The organism is Microbispora sp. GKU 823, assembly GCF_002027145.1.
Classification (GTDB): Bacteria; Actinomycetota; Actinomycetes; order Streptosporangiales; family Streptosporangiaceae; genus Microbispora; species Microbispora siamensis.
Genome location: NZ_MWJN01000110.1, coordinates 1 through 15,500 on the forward strand (window position 1 = coordinate 1; position 15,500 = coordinate 15,500).

15 protein-coding genes, 3 tRNA genes and 1 pseudogene are annotated in these 15,500 nt (G+C 72.5%); 10 read left to right on the forward strand and 9 right to left on the reverse strand.

Annotated elements, in window-relative coordinates; translation table 11 throughout:
* Positions 1-565 (forward strand): RidA family protein (locus B1L11_RS36970; protein ID WP_256863212.1); only part of this gene is annotated, 565 nt, incomplete at its 5' end.
* Between the two features lie 21 nt (positions 566-586).
* Here the strand turns inward: B1L11_RS36970 and hutH are convergent.
* Both hutH and B1L11_RS36980 read right to left on the reverse strand, forming a co-directional pair.
* Positions 587-2,133, reverse strand: a pseudogene (hutH, locus tag B1L11_RS36975) (histidine ammonia-lyase).
* 75 nt (positions 2,134-2,208) lie between these two features.
* Complete coding sequence (locus B1L11_RS36980) at positions 2,209-2,967, reverse strand: helix-turn-helix transcriptional regulator (protein ID WP_256863213.1); 759 nt, start codon at positions 2,965-2,967, stop codon at positions 2,209-2,211.
* Between the two features lie 149 nt (positions 2,968-3,116).
* Between B1L11_RS36980 and B1L11_RS36985 the strand changes: the two genes are divergently transcribed.
* The 3 genes from B1L11_RS36985 (at position 3,117) to B1L11_RS36995 (ending at position 3,375) form a co-directional block, all read left to right on the forward strand.
* Positions 3,117-3,188: transfer RNA gene (locus tag B1L11_RS36985), tRNA-Gly, on the forward strand.
* 28 nt (positions 3,189-3,216) lie between these two features.
* Positions 3,217-3,287: transfer RNA gene (locus tag B1L11_RS36990), tRNA-Cys, on the forward strand.
* Positions 3,288-3,300: 13 nt separating this feature from the next.
* Positions 3,301-3,375: transfer RNA gene (locus B1L11_RS36995), tRNA-Val, on the forward strand.
* A 74-nt stretch (positions 3,376-3,449) separates the two neighbouring features.
* On the opposite strand, the gene B1L11_RS37000 is transcribed toward B1L11_RS36995, so the two are convergent.
* From B1L11_RS37000 to B1L11_RS37015, 4 genes are read right to left on the reverse strand one after another with little or no spacing between them, the layout of a single operon-like run.
* Positions 3,450-4,100 carry a DUF488 family protein gene (locus B1L11_RS37000; protein ID WP_306291758.1) on the reverse strand — a complete coding sequence of 217 codons (651 nt, stop codon included), beginning with the start codon at positions 4,098-4,100 and terminating at the stop codon, positions 3,450-3,452.
* A gap of 32 nt (positions 4,101-4,132) precedes the next feature.
* On the reverse strand, positions 4,133-4,366 hold the full coding sequence (locus tag B1L11_RS37005; RefSeq protein ID WP_079319924.1) for a hypothetical protein: 234 nt from the start codon (positions 4,364-4,366) through the stop codon (positions 4,133-4,135).
* The gene (locus B1L11_RS37010; protein WP_079319925.1) at positions 4,363-5,238 is read right to left on the reverse strand and encodes a DNA polymerase beta superfamily protein; all 876 of its coding nucleotides are present in this window, start codon (positions 5,236-5,238) and stop codon (positions 4,363-4,365) included. Before B1L11_RS37010 ends, B1L11_RS37005 begins: the two co-directional genes overlap by 4 nt.
* Positions 5,239-5,275: 37 nt before the next feature.
* Positions 5,276-5,953 (reverse strand): DNA polymerase beta superfamily protein, encoded by a 678-nt coding sequence (locus B1L11_RS37015; RefSeq protein WP_079319926.1) that lies wholly within the window; start codon positions 5,951-5,953, stop codon positions 5,276-5,278.
* Positions 5,954-6,014: 61 nt separating this feature from the next.
* Between B1L11_RS37015 and B1L11_RS37020 the strand changes: the two genes are divergently transcribed.
* Both B1L11_RS37020 and B1L11_RS37025 read left to right on the forward strand, forming a co-directional pair.
* Positions 6,015-7,508, forward strand: a complete 1,494-nt coding sequence (locus B1L11_RS37020) for an LLM class flavin-dependent oxidoreductase (protein ID WP_079319927.1) — start codon at positions 6,015-6,017, stop codon at positions 7,506-7,508.
* Between the two features lie 153 nt (positions 7,509-7,661).
* Positions 7,662-8,918 (forward strand): hypothetical protein, encoded by a 1,257-nt coding sequence (locus tag B1L11_RS37025; protein ID WP_079319928.1) that lies wholly within the window; start codon positions 7,662-7,664, stop codon positions 8,916-8,918.
* A gap of 215 nt (positions 8,919-9,133) precedes the next feature.
* Here B1L11_RS37025 and B1L11_RS47425 read toward each other — a convergent pair whose 3' ends face one another.
* A complete protein-coding gene (locus B1L11_RS47425) occupies positions 9,134-10,138 on the reverse strand; it encodes a hypothetical protein (protein WP_179155499.1) in 1,005 nt (334 codons plus the stop codon).
* A 301-nt stretch (positions 10,139-10,439) separates the two neighbouring features.
* Here B1L11_RS47425 and B1L11_RS37035 point away from each other — a divergent pair, with 301 nt between their 5' ends.
* Both B1L11_RS37035 and B1L11_RS37040 read left to right on the forward strand, forming a co-directional pair.
* A complete protein-coding gene (locus B1L11_RS37035) occupies positions 10,440-11,105 on the forward strand; it encodes a response regulator transcription factor (RefSeq protein WP_079319930.1) in 666 nt (221 codons plus the stop codon).
* A gap of 125 nt (positions 11,106-11,230) precedes the next feature.
* Positions 11,231-12,217, forward strand: coding sequence for a HAMP domain-containing sensor histidine kinase (locus B1L11_RS37040; RefSeq protein ID WP_218671536.1), 987 nt, complete (start codon positions 11,231-11,233; stop codon positions 12,215-12,217).
* Positions 12,218-12,281: 64 nt separating this feature from the next.
* Here B1L11_RS37040 and B1L11_RS46045 read toward each other — a convergent pair whose 3' ends face one another.
* Positions 12,282-12,488, reverse strand: a complete 207-nt coding sequence (locus tag B1L11_RS46045) for a hypothetical protein (protein ID WP_143737815.1) — start codon at positions 12,486-12,488, stop codon at positions 12,282-12,284.
* 65 nt (positions 12,489-12,553) lie between these two features.
* Here B1L11_RS46045 and B1L11_RS47430 point away from each other — a divergent pair, with 65 nt between their 5' ends.
* On the forward strand, positions 12,554-12,715 hold the full coding sequence (locus tag B1L11_RS47430; protein ID WP_179155500.1) for a hypothetical protein: 162 nt from the start codon (positions 12,554-12,556) through the stop codon (positions 12,713-12,715).
* Positions 12,716-13,261: 546 nt separating this feature from the next.
* Complete coding sequence (locus tag B1L11_RS37050; RefSeq protein ID WP_079319933.1) at positions 13,262-14,401, forward strand: sulfotransferase; 1,140 nt, start codon at positions 13,262-13,264, stop codon at positions 14,399-14,401.
* Here B1L11_RS37050 and B1L11_RS37055 read toward each other — a convergent pair.
* Entirely contained in the window at positions 14,347-15,222 is an 876-nt protein-coding gene (locus tag B1L11_RS37055) for a hypothetical protein (RefSeq protein ID WP_079319934.1), read from the reverse strand. The two genes, B1L11_RS37050 and B1L11_RS37055, sit on opposite strands and share 55 nt — an antisense overlap.
* Positions 15,223-15,500 lie beyond the last annotated feature (278 nt).

Genomic DNA, 15,500 nt, shown 5'->3' on the forward strand with positions numbered 1-15,500 from the left:
GAGTCCATTCTCGGCGCCATCGTCATCGGTGCGGTCATCGGCGCTCTGGGCCGCCTGTTCCTGCCCGGCCGGCAGCCCGCGACCTGCTCTCGGGGGGCGGTCGCGGCCGGGGCTGGCGGGGCACGACCTCACCGCCGTCGTCCCGTTCGCGGCGTCCCGGGCGGCGGAGACCCCCGCGCCGAAGGAGGTGCGGGCGGTCGACCCGCCCTCCGTCCCGGCGACCAACGGGTACTACTCCCACGCCGTACGCTTCGGCGACCTGCTGTTCGTGTCCGGGCAGGTGGCGCTGGACGAGGACGGGAAGGTCGACGGCGAGGGCGACATGACCCGGCAGTCCGAGGTCGTGATGGAGAACCTGGGCCGGATCCTGGCCGACCAGGGCTCGTCGTTCGACCGGATCCTGCACATCAGGACGTTCCTGACCGACATGGACCGGCTGCACGAGTACGGCGCGGTCCGCAGCCGGTTCATCACCGGCGAGCCGCCCGCCAGCACCACCGTGGAGGTCGAACGGCTGTTCCGGCCCGGGCTGATGATCGAGGTCGAAGTGGTCGCCGCCCTCTGAGGCCTGCCGCCCTGTAAGGCCTTACGCCAGGGGGCCGGCCACGGATTCGGCGGCGGCGACCACGGCGCCGCTCTCGACGAGCCGGACGACCGCTTCGATCTCCGGCGCGAGGAAGCGGTCCGGCCCCGGCCCGGCCACCGGCTCGCGCAGCGCCGCGACGACCGCGCCCGTCCCCGGCGCCGGCGCGTACGGCGCGCGCAGGTCGAGCGCGCGGGCGGCGGTCAGCAGCTCGATCGCGAGCACGCGGGTGAGCCCGTCGACGGCGCGGCGCAGCTTGCGGCCCGCCGACCAGCCCATCGAGACGTGGTCCTCCTGCATGGCCGAGCTCGGGATCGAGTCCACGCTCGCCGGCACCGCCAGCCGCTTGAGCTCGGACACGATCGCCGCCTGGGTGTACTGCGCGATCATGTGCCCGGAGTCCACCCCCGGGTCGTCGGCGAGGAACGCCGGGAGGCCGTGGCTGCGCGCCACGTCCAGCATGCGGTCGGTCCGCCGTTCGGAGATCGAGGCCAGGTCGCCACCGCGATGGCCAGGAAGTCCAGGACGTACGCCACCGGGGCGCCGTGGAAGTTGCCGTTGGACTCCACCCGCCCGTCGGCGAGCACGACGGGGTTGTCGATGGCGCTGGCGATCTCGCGGGCGGCGACGGCTGAGGCGTGGGCGAGGGTGTCCCTGGCGGCGCCGGCGACCTGGGGGGCGCAGCGCAGGGAGTAGGCGTCCTGGACGCGGGTGCAGGAGCCGTCGCGATGGGAGGCCATGACACCAGAGCCGGCGAGCAGCGTCCGCATGTTGGCCGCCGCCAGGGCCTGGCCGGGATGGGGACGCAGCGCCTGCAGGTCGGCCGCGAACACGTAGTCGGTGCCGAGCAGCGCCTCCACGCTCATCGCGGCGCTGATGTCGGCGGTGGTGAGGAGCCGCGACAGGTCGTGCAGCGCGAGCACCAGCATGCCGAGCATGCCGTCGGTGCCGTTGACGAGCGCGAGCCCCTCCTTGGCGGCCAGTTCGACGGGCTCGATGCCGTGTTCCTTGAGCGCCTCCGCGGCGGGCCGCAGGCGTCCCTCGGCGTCCCTCACGACGCCCTCGCCCATGATCGTCAGGGCGACGTGGGAGAGCGGGGCGAGGTCGCCCGAGCAGCCGAGGCTGCCGTACTCGTGCACGACCGGGGTGAGCCGGGCGTTCAGCAGGGACTCCAGCACCCGGGCCGTGGCCGGGCGCACGCCGGTGTGCCCGGTGGCGAGCGTACGCAGGCGCAGCAGCATCATGGCCCGCACGACCTCGGTCTCCACCTCCGGGCCGGAGCCGGCCGCGTGGGAGCGGATGAGGCTGCGCTGGAGCTGGGCGCGGAGCGCGGGGTCGATGTGCCGGGTGGCGAGGGCGCCGAAACCGGTGGAGACGCCGTAGGCCGGGGTGTCGGCCTCCGCGAGCTCCTCGACCCTCCCCCGCGAGGCGGCCATCTCGGCGATCGCGTCGTCCGTCAGGCGGACCTGTGCGCCGTACCTCGCGGCCCGGACCACGTCGTCGAAGGCGAGCGGTCCCGGGCCGACGGCCACGACCTCGTTGTCGTGCATCGTCCCACTCTTTCACGTCGTGCCGCTCGCGCCCTGCGCGCGTGGCGAGTAACCAGCGTACCTCAGCTTAGGTCCTTACATCCAAAGATCCTCTCCAGTCCCTCCCGCCCCGGGGCTGTCAGCCGCAGGGCGCGGGGCACCGTGCCGCGCACCAGCCATTCCCGCGCGAGGAGCCGGTCCAGGACCGCGGCGCCGACGCGCCCCGCCGAGGTGCGGGCGGCGCTCCAGCCAGTCGAGGCAGTCGGGGGCGAACCTGCGGCGGGCGCGGCGCACCCGCTCCACGTCCACGCCCAGCTCCGTCAGCGCGTCCGCGCCGCTCGCGGTCAGCAGGCAGCCGCCGTCGGCCTCAACCAGACGCCCCTCGCGCACCAGCGCGTCGTACAGTTCGACCCCCACCCGGCCGGCCAGGTGGTCGTAGCAGCTACGTGCCTCCCGCAGCAGCCGGGCCTGCCGCGACTGCCGCAGGGACCGTACGGCGACGCGCCCGCTGATTCGGGCCAGCACCTCCAGAGTGCGGGCGACGTCGGGGCCGGCGAGGCGGTAGTAGCGATGCCGCCCCTGTTTGACCACGGTCACCAGGCCCCCGTCGAGGAGCCGGGCCAGATGGGAGCTCGCGGTGGGGGCGCTCACGCCCGCGATCCTGGCCAGCTCCCCCGCCGCCAGCGCCCTGCCGTCGAGCAGCGCGGTGAGCATGGCTGCGCGGGCGCCGTCCGCGATCAGGGCCGCGACGGGGGCGATGTCGGCGTCTCCCGCGATCTCGGCGTTCCCCGCCGTTTCGGCGTTCCCCGCCATCTCGGCCGTCGCGGCGTGTGTGTGGTCATGTGTGACGGACATGTGTCGACGCTAACGCGGGGACGGTTCGACGGAGCTGGAAGCATCGGCCGGAACTCGCGGCGTGAGCAGGGGGAACGCCGTTGATTTGGGGAGTCGGCGGAAGATTGGATAAGGTCTTCCCGTGAGCCCGGCCGGACAGAGCCGGGGACGCGGAAGTGGCTCAGTGGTAGAGCATCACCTTGCCAAGGTGAGGGTCGCGGGTTCGAATCCCGTCTTCCGCTCGGAGCTTGACACTGTGGAGCTTTACACGGTGGAGTGGCCGAGAGGCGAGGCAGCGGCCTGCAAAGCCGCGTACACGGGTTCAAATCCCGTCTCCACCTCTTGGGTTTCCAAGGGCGATTAGCTCAGCGGGAGAGCGCTTCCCTGACACGGAAGAGGTCACTGGTTCAATCCCAGTATCGCCCACCACGCAGTACGGCAGAGGCCGGATCCCCCAGGGATCCGGCCTTTCGCGCGTCCGGCCTCCGGTGGCGCCGCCTGCTTCACACCCTGTCGTAGACGAGGAGCCCGTCGTCGCGCAGCCGGGCGCCAGAGGTCGGCGCGTGTTCGGTGAGCCTTCCGTCGTGCGCCAGGTGCAGCACGCGCGCGCCCCGCACGAGGACGGCGAAGTCGGCGATGATCCGCCGATGGCAGCGCCACCACACGGCCTCCGCGCACATCACGGCGGTCCGGGCGGCGCGCGCCCGCGCGAGCAGCTCGTCCATCGCCGCCAGGAAGTCGGGATGCCGGGAGTAGCCCGCGTATCCCCGGAACGAGGGGTTCTCCCAGAACACGTCGGGTGAGTCGGGAGCCGCCCTGCGGAACCCGCCCAGGCGCCTGTCCCATCGATAGCCGATCCCCGCCTCGGGCAGCCAGTCGGCCAGCGCCGCGCGGCCGGCGTCGGGGTTGCGCCTGCTGCCGGGGGCGTCCGGACGTCGACCACCTCCCGCACACCGGCAGCCTGCAGCAGCGGGATCAGCTGTCCGCGCGGCGCGGTGCCGTGCCCGAACGTCAGCAGCGTCACGCGGGCACCGGGGGTCCCGCCCTCGGCGACGCCCTCCGGCACCGGCTCGCTCATTCCACGCTCCCCCCACGGACGCTGCGACTCGCCGGGGACGCGGGAAGGCATGGCGACGGGACGGCCGCCCGGGCACGCCGGGCGGCCGGTTCCCGCACGTCGCGCGGGTCAGTCGGCGCGGGCGGAGAGCTCGTCGAAGAGCTCCAGCGCGGCCTGCCGTACGTCTGCGGGCGAGATGCCGTTCAAAGTGCTGCGTGCGTGATCGGCGTCACGGGTCGTGGCGAAGGTGATCGCGACCGACTTGGCGGCCGCGTGGCGCAGCGATCCGGTGGGCGCGCTGTCGGCCAGTGCCTCCGCGCTCGCGGCCAGGTCGAGGTTGTCTTTGCCGAACGGAGTGGTCAAAGCGTTCTCCTGGGATGATGGCGGCTTGGCCCATTATCCGCGATGGCCCCCGCGTGCGGTGCGGCACCCCGCGTTGTTCGCGTGTCCCCGTCCTGTTTCACCGTTCGGTCCCCCGTTGAGCGTCCGGCGAGGCGGGTCCGTACGACCAGGTCGTGCAGGGCGTCGTGGGCCGACGGGGCGTCCGGCAGCGCGGAGGCGTCCCGGGCCTCCTCCAGGCGGGCGGTGAGCGCGTCGAGATCGGCCGCGAGCCGTTCCCCGCCGGGCGCGCCGTCCGGCAGCCCGCCGTGCTCGGCCGCCCGCTTGGCCTCCACCAGGCCGGGCAGGTACGGCGGCCCGCCGTCGAGGAGCAGGGTGAGGTCGGCGACGAGCTCACCCGCGCGCATGAGGTGGATGCCCGTCAGCAGCACCCGGAACGCGTAGAGCAGCGGCTTCAGCTCCCCCGTACGGTCGAACAGCCGCCGCTGGGTGCGCGCGAAACCGAGGTAGTGGTGGGTGTGGTGCCGGGTCAGGCACCCCCGGGCGAGAGCGCGCAGTTCCTCGTGCAGCGGGGAGGTGGCCACGACCAGCGGCGACAGGAGTTGCTCCAGCACGTAGCCGTTGCGTCCGAGCAGCAGCCGGCAGAACTTGGCGAGGTCGTGGGTCACGAGGTCGACCTCCACGCCCTCGCGGATCCACGAGCGGGTCACGGTCTCCTCACCCGTGCGCAGGCCGACGACCTCCTCGGCCGGCAGCACGTGCACACCCCTCAGGTCCACGTCCGAGTCCACGGAGGGGAACCCGTACAGATGCGCGCCGCTCACGGTGGCGAACGCGAGCGGGTGCCGCTCACCCGCGGCCACCTCGGGCAGCCAGGACGGCAGCACGGCGGTCACGGCGCCTCCCCTCCCATCGCCTCGCCTTCCATCACGGTCACAGCGCCGACCTCCGCACGCCGATCAGGAACTCCTCCACGGCCGCCCGGTCCGGCCGCTCCGGCAGTGCGCTCCCGGCCCGCCGGTCCAGCTCGGCGAGCAGCCGCCCGCGCCACTCCAGCACTTCGGGCCAGGGCGTCTCCCCCCGTCGTACGGCGAGCAGCCGGTCGCGGTGGGCGCCCACCTCGACGAGCGGCTCCCCGTGCCGCGCCAGATGGGCGGCGCCCAGCAGCAGCCGGATCATGTGCATGGCCATCTTCCACCGCCTGCCGTCGCCGCCCGGCCGGGGCGGGTCCTCCGGCCCGAGGCGGCGGAACTGCCGGTCGGCCGATCCCGCGAACGCCCGCTCCGCCTTCGCGGACAGGAACGCGCGGCGCAGCGCCAGCAGCCGCTCGCCCACCGGGGTGACCAGCTCCACCAGCGGCGACCACAGGCACTCCAGCGCCGCCGGATTGCCCTCGAGCGCGAGCACGCAGAACCGCTCGACCTCCCACGAGAACTGCTCGGGCAGCGGCCCCTCCACGTGGTCGGGCGGCTTGTCGAGCCGCCAGAACATCGGGGTGGGCGTCACGAACACGCCCCGCCTGTCGACGTCCGACTCCTCGGTCTCCAGCCCGTACGCGCGCGAGCCGATGACGACCGACAGGACGGTGCCGCCGGGGACCCTCAGGGTCATGTCGCCGGATCTTGTCACGAAGGTAGGCTCCCGGTCCGGGACGCGGAAAGGTAGCGATTTAATGGCCGACTTCGGACATGAGCTGTGGTTCGGGGCGTTTCTCACGCCCGACGCGGCGGGGCATCACCGGATCGTCCGGCAGGCCGTGCTGGCCGACGAGATCGGGCTCGACATCATCGGCATCCAGGACCACCCCTACCTGCCGGCGTTCCTCGACACCTGGACGCTGCTGTCCACGCTCGCGGGGCGCACCGAGCGGGTGCGGCTGTTCCCCGACGTGGTGAACCTGCCGCTGCGGCCGCCGGCGGTGCTCGCCAGGGCCGCCGCGTCCCTCGACATCCTGAGCGGGGGCCGGGTCGAGCTGGGCCTCGGCTCCGGGGCGTTCTGGGACGGCATCGCGGCCATGGGCGGCCCGCGCCACAGCCCCGGCGAGGCCGTGGACGCGCTGGAGGAGGCCATCGCGGTCCTCCGCGCGCTGTGGACCCCGGGCGACGGGGGCGTACGGCTCGACGGCAGGCACTACCGGCTGGACGGCGCGCGGCCGGGGCCGTTCCCCCCGCATCCGATCGGGCTGTGGCTCGGCGCGTACAAGCGGCGCATGCTGGAGCTGACCGGGCGGCTCGGCGACGGGTGGGTGCCCTCGTCCGGGTACGCCGGGCCCGGCGAGCTGGGCGCGATGAGCGAGATCCTGGACGCCGCGGCCGAGCGGGCCGGGCGCGACCCCGCCGAGATCCGCCGCGTCTACAACATCGAGGGCCGGTTCTCCGGCGTCGCCGGGGAGGGGTTCCTGGACGGGCCGCCCGCCCTGTGGGCCGAGCGGCTCACCGAGCTCGCGCTCCGTCACGGCATGAGCGTGTTCGTGCTGGCCGTGGACGACGACAGGGACCTGAAGGTCTTCGCCGAGGAGGTCGCCCCCGCCGTACGCGAGGCCGTGGCGCGCGAGCGCGAACGGGGACCACGGCCGGACGCCGCGGGCCCGGCCGGGACCGCGAAGGTGACACCGGCGCGGGCCGTGCTCGACGAGGGCACCCGGCCCCGGCTGCCCAAGCGGGACATCGCCGCGCTCACGCCACAGCAGCAGGCGAACGGCCGGCGGCTCGTGCTCATCCACGACCACCTGCGCCGGGAACTGACCCAGATCAGGGACGCCCTGGAGCAGGTCGCCGCGGGACGCTCCGACGCCGCCGCGCTGCGCTCGCTGATCAACGAGCTCACCATGCGGCAGAACTACTGGACGCTCGGCACGTTCTGCGCGTCGTACTGCCGCCTGCTGACCACCCACCACACGATCGAGGACGAGCACATGTTCCCGATGCTGGCGGCGGCGCAGGAGTCGCTGGCGCCGGTCGTGGCCCGCCTGGAGCAGGAACACGAGGTCATCGCCGGCGTGCTGACGGAGCTGGACGCCGCCCTCGTCGCGATGATCGAGGACCCGGACCGGCTCGACGGCGTACGCGACCAGGTGGACCTGCTGTCCGACGTGCTGCTGTCGCACCTGCGCTACGAGGAGGAGGAGCTCGTGGAGCCCATCGCGCGCCTCAATCTGGACATCTGACGCCTCGCGAGGTGGACGCGCTTCCAAAAGCCGACGAGCTCCTGTGACGGCGGTGACACGGACTGCTAGGGAGAGGCGCGTTTCGCACCACAGGACGACGCGGTTCTGGAATGATCTCGAGGAAAACCATCGGACGTCGAGAGACCGTGACTGATGCCCCCCATTGACCAAATAACCGCCTTCGCGTCGGCCCATCCGGTCGGAACGATCACCATCAGCGTCATCGCCCTGGTCTTGCTGGTCCTGGCCTTCTTCGCCCTGCGCGCCCTGATCCGCCTGTTCCGCCGCTGGGCGGCCGGCCGGCCCACCGAGGACGTTCTCACCATCGTCGCCGCCAGCATCGCCACGGGCGTCTCCGCCCAGGGCATGTGGCGCTTCTCCGGCGACGTCCTCGGATTCGACGGGCCGCTGCGGCTCCTGCTGTTCGCCTTCATCGAGGTCGCCGTCATCACCAGCGCCGTACGCGCGCGCCGCAACATGCGGGAGAACTACTCGGCCGGCATCGACGGTCTGGCCGTGTGGGTGCTGACGTCCCTGTCGGCCGTCCTGTCGAGCATGGACGCCCGCAGCGTCGCCGAGGCCGTCTTCCGTCTCGCCGCGCCGCTCGTGGCCGCCTGGCTGTGGGAGCGCGGCATGGCCATCGAGCGGGTGCGCATCACCGGCCGGGGCCGCATCAACTGGCGGCTCACCCCCGAGCGCGTGCTGGTCCGGATCGGCCTGGCCGAGGCGAGCGACCGTACGGCGAGCGAGGTGGACGCCCACCGCAGGCTCACCAGGGTGGCGCTGGCCGCCAAGCGGGTCCGCGCGCTGCGCGAGGCGGGGGCGTCCGACCGCAAGCTGCGCGCCGCGATGGCCAGGCTCGACAAGGCGATGGACCAGGCCGTGGAGTACACCGGCCTGGCCGTGGACGAGAAGCGGCAGGAGGCCCTGCTGTCCCAGATCGGCGCGCTCTACAACACCTCGGCGCTGATCGACCTCGCTCCGCCGGTCCCCTGGGCGCCGGAGCCCGAGCAGCCCGCTCCCCCGGCGCTGCCCGCCGCGGCCATCGCCGAGCTGATCGACGACGAGGAGGAGGACGTTCCGGCCGAGCCGGCGCCGCCAGTCGTCGACACCGCCCAGCGCGCGGCTCAGCTCCGGGCCGCCCGGCAGTACTGGGACCAGCAGATCGCCCGCAAGTACGTCCCCCGGGCCGCCGACATCGCCCAGGAGGTGGGCATCCCGCTCCTCGTGGCGAAGGAGTGGCGGGCGCTGTGGAAGCTCGAACCCCAGGCGTACGCGCTGATCGAGGCGGCGTACCGGGAGCACGGGATCGTCGACACCGGCACGTTCCCGGCCATCGAGGTGCCCGAGCGCGAGCGCGTGCTCGTCGTGAACGGCTCCGCCCCGGGAGCGGCCGCGCACGACTCCTGACAGGGAGCCCGCCCGGCTTCACCGACGGAGACGGGGCGGCGGGACCGGACCGACCGGTTCCGCCGCCCTTCGCTTTTCCGCGTCGTGGACCTGGGCGCGCATGGCCGGCGCGCTGGTGGCGGGCACCATGGTGCGGCCGGTGCCGACCAGGATCCGGTCACCGGTGACCTTGCTGGACGCGGCAGCACCCTGGGGTGAAATCCGCGCTTTCGCTGTCAGTCGCCGCGGCCGGCGGCGCAGCTCACCGGAGGTGGCGCGGGCAAAGTGATCGGCTGCTGCCGCCGGTACTGTTCCAGGTCGACGAGGTTCCCGTTGATCGCGTTGCGCCTCTGCAGTTCCGCCCAGTACACCGGGTCGAGGAAGATCGCGGGGTTCCACTGCGACTGTGTCAGGTCCGTCCGTTGCCCCAGGTACAGCACGGCGTCGGCCAGCTTTCCCAAGGGGACGCCGCACAGCCGCGGCGCGTCCATGAACTGTCCCGCGTCGGTGGATTCCAGCCAGCTGCCCGAGCACGGGATCACGGTGCGCCGTGGACAGGTCACCAAGCGGGGATGGCTGCCGGCCACGATCACGTAGACGCGCTGGCCGGTCTGTTCCTCGATCAGCGGGACTCCGTGATCGGCGTTCTGTCCTGGCTCCGGCGAGTGCATCACGTGCCCGCTGCCGTAGCAGATCAGTGCCCGGCGTCTCTTGGCGAGCACTTCCCGTTCCACCACTGACGCCATGTGGGCGTCACGCTGGGCGAGAAAGACATCCACTTGGTCTTGGGTGGTGATGCGGGACCAGTCGATCGGCGGATCCCCGAGCAGCACCCGGATCCTTCGCTCCGCGGGCAGCGTCCAGTTGACGGCGCGGACGGTCCGGAAGAACTGTTCACGGATCGGCTGGTCGCCGGTGGCCACGGGCGACTGCGTGGTGTTCCGCCAGACCTGCCGCAACACTTGGTCGTCGACGGCCGCACCGGCGACGAACCGGTCAACGACCGGCTGGTACAACGCGTTGCCGAACTCGACGACGATGTCGTCGACGACCTGCGGCAACCGCGGATCTGCAAGCAGCATCTGCTGCGCGTCACCGTGTTCCTGCTGACCGTGTGACTCACCGATCGCAACGAGCCGGTGGCGCTCGAAGGCCGCGAGCACCGCCTGGGTGAGGTCCCGTGCGGCCGCGTCGGCCCTGCCCGTCGAGCCGGTCGTCAGCAGTCCGCCGCCGCTGCCCACCGAGCTGGTCGTCAGCAGTCCGCCGGCTGCCGTACCGGCACCGGTGACGGCGAGGAACCTACGCCGCGTCAACCGTGGATCTCTCACGTCTGATCCTTTCCGAAGGGGATTCGCTCGTGTGACGGACACCGTGCTCACGGGCCGTGCCTCTCGTGGACGCCTCTCCGGGATGGTTGTACGGCACGGCCGGTGTCGCCCGGGTGTCAGCGGCTGACACCCGGCCGACACCGGATCCCTGGCATCGTGAGCAGTGCGGTCGCGCCTGCCGAACGCGGCACCACCAACGAGAAGGAGGACGGTCGTGCGAGTTCTGGTCGTCGAAGACTTCGAGGTTCTGGCCAGGACGATCGGTACCGGGTTGCGCCGCGAGGGCATGGCGGTGGACGTCGTTCTCGACGGCGACGACGCTCTGGCCCACCTGGCCGGCACCCGATACGACGTGGTGGTGCTGGACCGTGACCTGCCCGGCACACCCGGCGACGACGTGTGCCGACACATCGCCGCCGGCGGCGCCGGGTCGCGGGTGCTGATGCTCACCGCCGCAGGCACCGTGCGAGACAGAGTCGAGGGCCTGGGTTTGGGCGCCGACGACTACCTGCCCAAACCGTTCGACTTCACCGAACTCGTGGCCCGCGTGCGCGCGCTGGGGCGCCGCTCGGCGCCCGCCGTGCCTCCGATCCTCCAGGCGGAGGATCTGACCCTGGACCCGAGCCGGCGGGTGGCCTTTCGCGGCGGACGGCGCTTGGAGCTCACCCCGAAGGAGTTCGCCCTGCTGGAATGCCTGCTCGCTGCAGGTGACCGGGTCATGTCCTCGGAGGAGTTGCTGGAACGGGTCTGGGACGAGGCCGCCGACCCGTTCACCACGGCCGTCAAGACGACGGTGCGCCGGTTGCGGGCCAAACTCGGCGAACCGCCGGTGATCGAAACCATCCGTGAGGGCGGCTACCGGATCGGAGTCCCGCGATGAGTCCCGCATCGGACCCGATGGTGACCGGCCGCGCCGACCGCGCCCGGCACCGCCTGCGCCGGCCGTCCCTGCGCGCGCAGCTCACGACACTGTACGCCGGCCTGGTTCTGGCCGTCGTCGTCCCGATGCTGCTGTTCGCCGGCTTCCTCTTCGGGAGGGACCAGATCCGCCTGCGGGCCGGGGACACCGCCCCTCCTCCCGACACGGCCCTCCAGCGGGCCGATGCCGCGCTCGTGATCACCGCGATCATCGTCGTGGTCCTCACCGTGCTGATCGCGTGGTGGCTGGCCGGGCGCTTCCTCCGCCCGCTGCGGGCCATGACCGTGACCGCCCAGGAGATTTCGGCCACCAACCTCAACCGCCGGCTCGGCCTGCGCGGCCCGGACGACGAGCTGACCAAGCTGGGGCGCACCCTCGACGACCTGTTCGAGCGGCTGGACTCCTCGTTCGCGGCACAGCGCAACTTCGTGGCCAACGCCTCACACGAGCTGCGCACCCCGCTGGCCGGTCAACGCGCCGTACTCCAGGTCGCACTCGCCGACCCCGACGCGAGCGAGGCCAGCCTGCGAGCCGCGTGCGAGGAAGCACTCGGTCTCGGAGAACGGCAGGAACGTTTGATCGACGCCCTGCTCACACTGGCGAAAGGACAGAAGGGCCTCGATCACCGGGAAGTGGTCGACCTGGCTGACGTCACCAAGGAGGTGATGCTGTCGCGCCGTGCGGAGGCTACCCGGCGAACCATCACGGTTCAGGCATCGCTGGACCCGGCACCGATCAGCGGTGACCCCGACCTGATCACCAGCATGATCGGCAACCTGGTCGACAACGCGCTCCACCACAACGGTCCCGGCGGACACGTCACCATCGCCACCGAACTCACGAATGGTCGCGCCCGCCTATCGGTCGGCAACACCGGCCCTACCATCCGATCGCAGGACCTACGACGGCTTTTCCAACCCTTCCAGCGACTCGGTACCCAACGAACCCACACCGCCGACGGCCACGGACTGGGCCTGGTCATCGTGCAGGCCGTCGCCGAAGCACACGGCGCGCAGCTGACGGCCCACCCGCGCCCCGGGGGCGGCTTGGACGTGGCGATACTGTTCGGCTGATTCCACCCGGCCTACGCCTCGAAGCGGAAGCCGGCGGCGCGGGACCCGAGCATGGGCCGGGATCTCACGCCGGCGACGCCATGGCCTGTTCGCGGCGCGCGACGGCCGGCATCAGGGCGAAGGCGAACACCGCGCACAGGATCCCTGTCGCGGCGCGGGCCCACCACAACATCCCTGCCTGGAACAGTACGGCGCCGACGGCCGGGCCGGCTTCCGGTCGCCGCCCGGAGGACGCGGGTGGCGGGGTCGCTTTCCCGGCATAGCGGGGCAAGCAGACTCCTACTTTCCCGTGACATCGCGGGCGCGGGGGCAGACGTCCTCTCCTGCGGCGGCCACATGGCCACGCGTTGGGAGGAGCTCATGGAGATCTCGGGGGACGGCGCGGGGAACCGCGTGGCCCGGCTCGCGGGTGGGCGGGACCAGGTGGGGCGGGCGCGCAGGCTCGTGTCGCCGCGCTCGGACGCGGCCATCCCCGGCACGACGACTGCGTGCTGCTGACCAGCGAGATCGCGACGAACGCGGTCGTCCACTCCCGTTCGGGGGACGGCGGCACCTTCACCGTCACCGTCTCGTGCCTGCCCGACCGCGTGCGGGTCTGCGTGGAGGACGACGGCTCGGCCGGGCCGCCGTGCGCCGGGTCACCCGCTCCCCAACGGGTCGAGCCAGGGCGGTCGCGGGCTGCCGCTGCTGGACCTCCTGGCCGACCGGTGGGGGCTGGTCCGCGAGGGCGGCCGCAACGAGGTGTGGTTCGAGGTCTGGTCCGACGGCGACCGGCGCTCCGCCGCGCTCGCCCGCCACCGGCCGGCCGCGTGGGTGCGACCGGCCGTCGCGACGCCCGGCGCGACCTCCATCTGACCCGGCCTTTCGATTTCCCGGGCGCGGCGGCCGTGCCGGGCGCGCCAGGCGGGGAGCCGTGGCGCCCAAATAGGGGCCGAGATACGGCATCGGCACCCGTTTCGGTGGTACTACACCCAGGTCGGGTGATTTTTTAGGCAAGGAAGGGGCAAAACCAACCTAATAAATCGGGAAAGTAGGAGGACTCCCATGGCCCTGCCCGACTTCCTGGTCATCGGGGTGCCGAAGGCCGGCACCACGGCCCTGCACGCGGCGCTGGCCCGCCATCCCCGGCTGTTCATGTCTCCCGTCAAGGAGCCGAAGTTCTTCCTCACCGACGGCCCGCCTCCGGCGAAGGGCGGGCCGGGGGACGCGGAGACCTACCGCGAGCACGTGTGGCGGCGCGCCGACTACGAGGCGCTGTTCGCGGACGCGCCGCCGGGGGCACTGCGCGGCGAGTCCACCCCCTTCTACCTGTACGACCGCGCGGCCCAGCGGCGGATCCGCGAGGCGATCCCGGACGCGAAACTCATCGTCTCGCTGCGCGACCCCGTGGAGCGCGCGCACTCCAACTGGACCCATCTGTGGTCGGCCGGCCTGGAGCCGATCGGCGACGTCATCGAGGCGTGCGCGGCGGAGAAGCGGCGGATCGCCGACGGCTGGTCGCCGTTCTGGCACTACGTCGGCCTCGGCCGGTACGGCGAGCAACTCGAGCACCTGTTCACGCTGTTCCCCCGCGAGCAGGTGCTGGTCTTCCGCTACCGCGACCTGGTCGACCGCCCCGCCACCACGCTCGACCGGATCTGCGCGTTCCTCGGGGTGGAGCAGGGGCTGATCAGCGAGGTGCCTAGGGAGAACGTCACGGCCCATCCGCGGCACAGCCGCAGGCACCGCATCCTGGCCAGGCTCGCCCGGCTCGGCGATCCGCTGCTGGGCCAGCGGCTCACCGCGCCATTGGAGCGGGTGCTGCAGCGCGACGGGCAGCCCCGGCGGCCGCTCACCTGGGAGCAGCGCCAGGAACTGCTCGCCTACTTCGCCGCCGACATCGCGCTGCTGCGCGACCTGCTGGGCCGCGACTCCTTCGGCGAGGACTTCGGCGACTGGCTGCGCCCCCGGGAGCGGTCGGCGGCCTGGTCGGCGCGCGGCCGTCCGGCCAGCGGCAGGCCCGCAACGGCCGCCTCAGAAGCGCCTCCGACCCGCCCGGCCGCCCGGTGTGGACGGCCCGCCGGGAGGCGATCCCATCGGGGCGTCGAACCCCCCATCCGGGCCCGCCCGCCGCGACCGCCCCGAGATGATCAGCGCAGCTCGGTGCGCAGCTCGTGGCCCCCGTCGGCGCGGGTCAGCTCGTAGTACAGGCGGTGGCCCCCCGCCACGGGCACGATCGACAGGTAGCGCAGCCCTCCCCCGCCGTGCTCCGACTGGGCGACGGGGGCGGTTCCGGTGGCGGTGAGCGTGGACGGGTCGGGGCCGATGGCCACGCCCGTGCGCTCCTCGTAGTTCTCCTCCGCCGACGCGCGGCCGTCGTAGTACGCGATGACGGTCCCGCCGCTGAACGTGACCGCGCTCACCCGTACGCCGCGCGAGTCCCACTCGCCCGGCCGCCGGTCGAGCGCGGTCCCCTGCCAGGTCCACTCGACGCCGTCCGCGCTGGTGGCGTAGTCGGTCACCATCTGGTCGGCCTCGTCGGGGTCCTCCAGGGGGTGGCAGGACGCCCACAGGTGCCACACGCCGCCGTGATGGAGGATCACGGGGTCCTTGACGCCGGTCTTGAGGTCGCCGGGCAGCACCACCCGCGCGTCGGCGGGGTCGAACTCCGCCGGCCCGGCGGCCTCGATCATCTCGACCCGCCAGTGCTTGGTGCCGTACGTGGCGCAGCTCAGGTACAGGCGCCATCTGCCCTCAGGCGTCACCACGAGCGTCGGGCGCTCCAGCGACTCGGTCTTCATCTCCTCTTTGGTGATCGTGAGGATCTTCTCGAACCGCTCGCCGTCGGCCGAGCGGGCGATCTCCACGGCGTACCCGCGCCCGTCGCCGAGCGGCCGGCGCAGCCGATAGGCCAGGTAGATCCATCCGTCCCGGCTCACGGCGCTGGGCGCGCCCGCCCAGAATCCGGGCCCGTCTCCGGGCGGAGGAACCGCGACGACTGACCGTTCCGGCTTCGGTGCGAACACGTCTCTTCTCCGTAGTGAGCGACGACGGTGGGCGGGACCGGCTCGCGCCGGCCCTTCTTGGCTGTAGTGACTTACCAGCGGTCCGGCGGGAGGCCAAGTGTCCTCGCCATCGGACGGCCATGTCTATACAAAACCCGCTTGCTTTGCGGGTTTTGTCAGGATAGGGCAGATGTGCTACTGCGCGCGCCCCTACCTGCGGAAAAGTCGGGTGGCGCCCGGCGGGTCCGGCGCGTACGCCGCCCACCCGGCCCGACGACTTTGGCTGCCGAAAGCGCTGC

Excerpts from the sequence above, each read along its gene's own strand:
- B1L11_RS36980 (WP_256863213.1), bottom strand. The coding sequence starts at position 2,967 with ATGTCCGTCACACATGACCACACACACGCCGCGACGGCCGAGATGGCG.
- B1L11_RS37015 (WP_079319926.1), bottom strand. The coding sequence starts at position 5,953 with ATGACCCTGAGGGTCCCCGGCGGCACCGTCCTGTCGGTCGTCATCGGC.
- B1L11_RS37020 (WP_079319927.1), top strand. The coding sequence starts at position 6,015 with ATGGCCGACTTCGGACATGAGCTGTGGTTCGGGGCGTTTCTCACGCCC.
- B1L11_RS37025 (WP_079319928.1), top strand. The coding sequence starts at position 7,662 with ATGCCCCCCATTGACCAAATAACCGCCTTCGCGTCGGCCCATCCGGTC.
- B1L11_RS37040 (WP_218671536.1), top strand. The coding sequence starts at position 11,231 with ATGCTGCTGTTCGCCGGCTTCCTCTTCGGGAGGGACCAGATCCGCCTG.
- B1L11_RS47430 (WP_179155500.1), top strand. The coding sequence starts at position 12,554 with ATGGCCACGCGTTGGGAGGAGCTCATGGAGATCTCGGGGGACGGCGCG.
- B1L11_RS37050 (WP_079319933.1), top strand. The coding sequence starts at position 13,262 with ATGGCCCTGCCCGACTTCCTGGTCATCGGGGTGCCGAAGGCCGGCACC.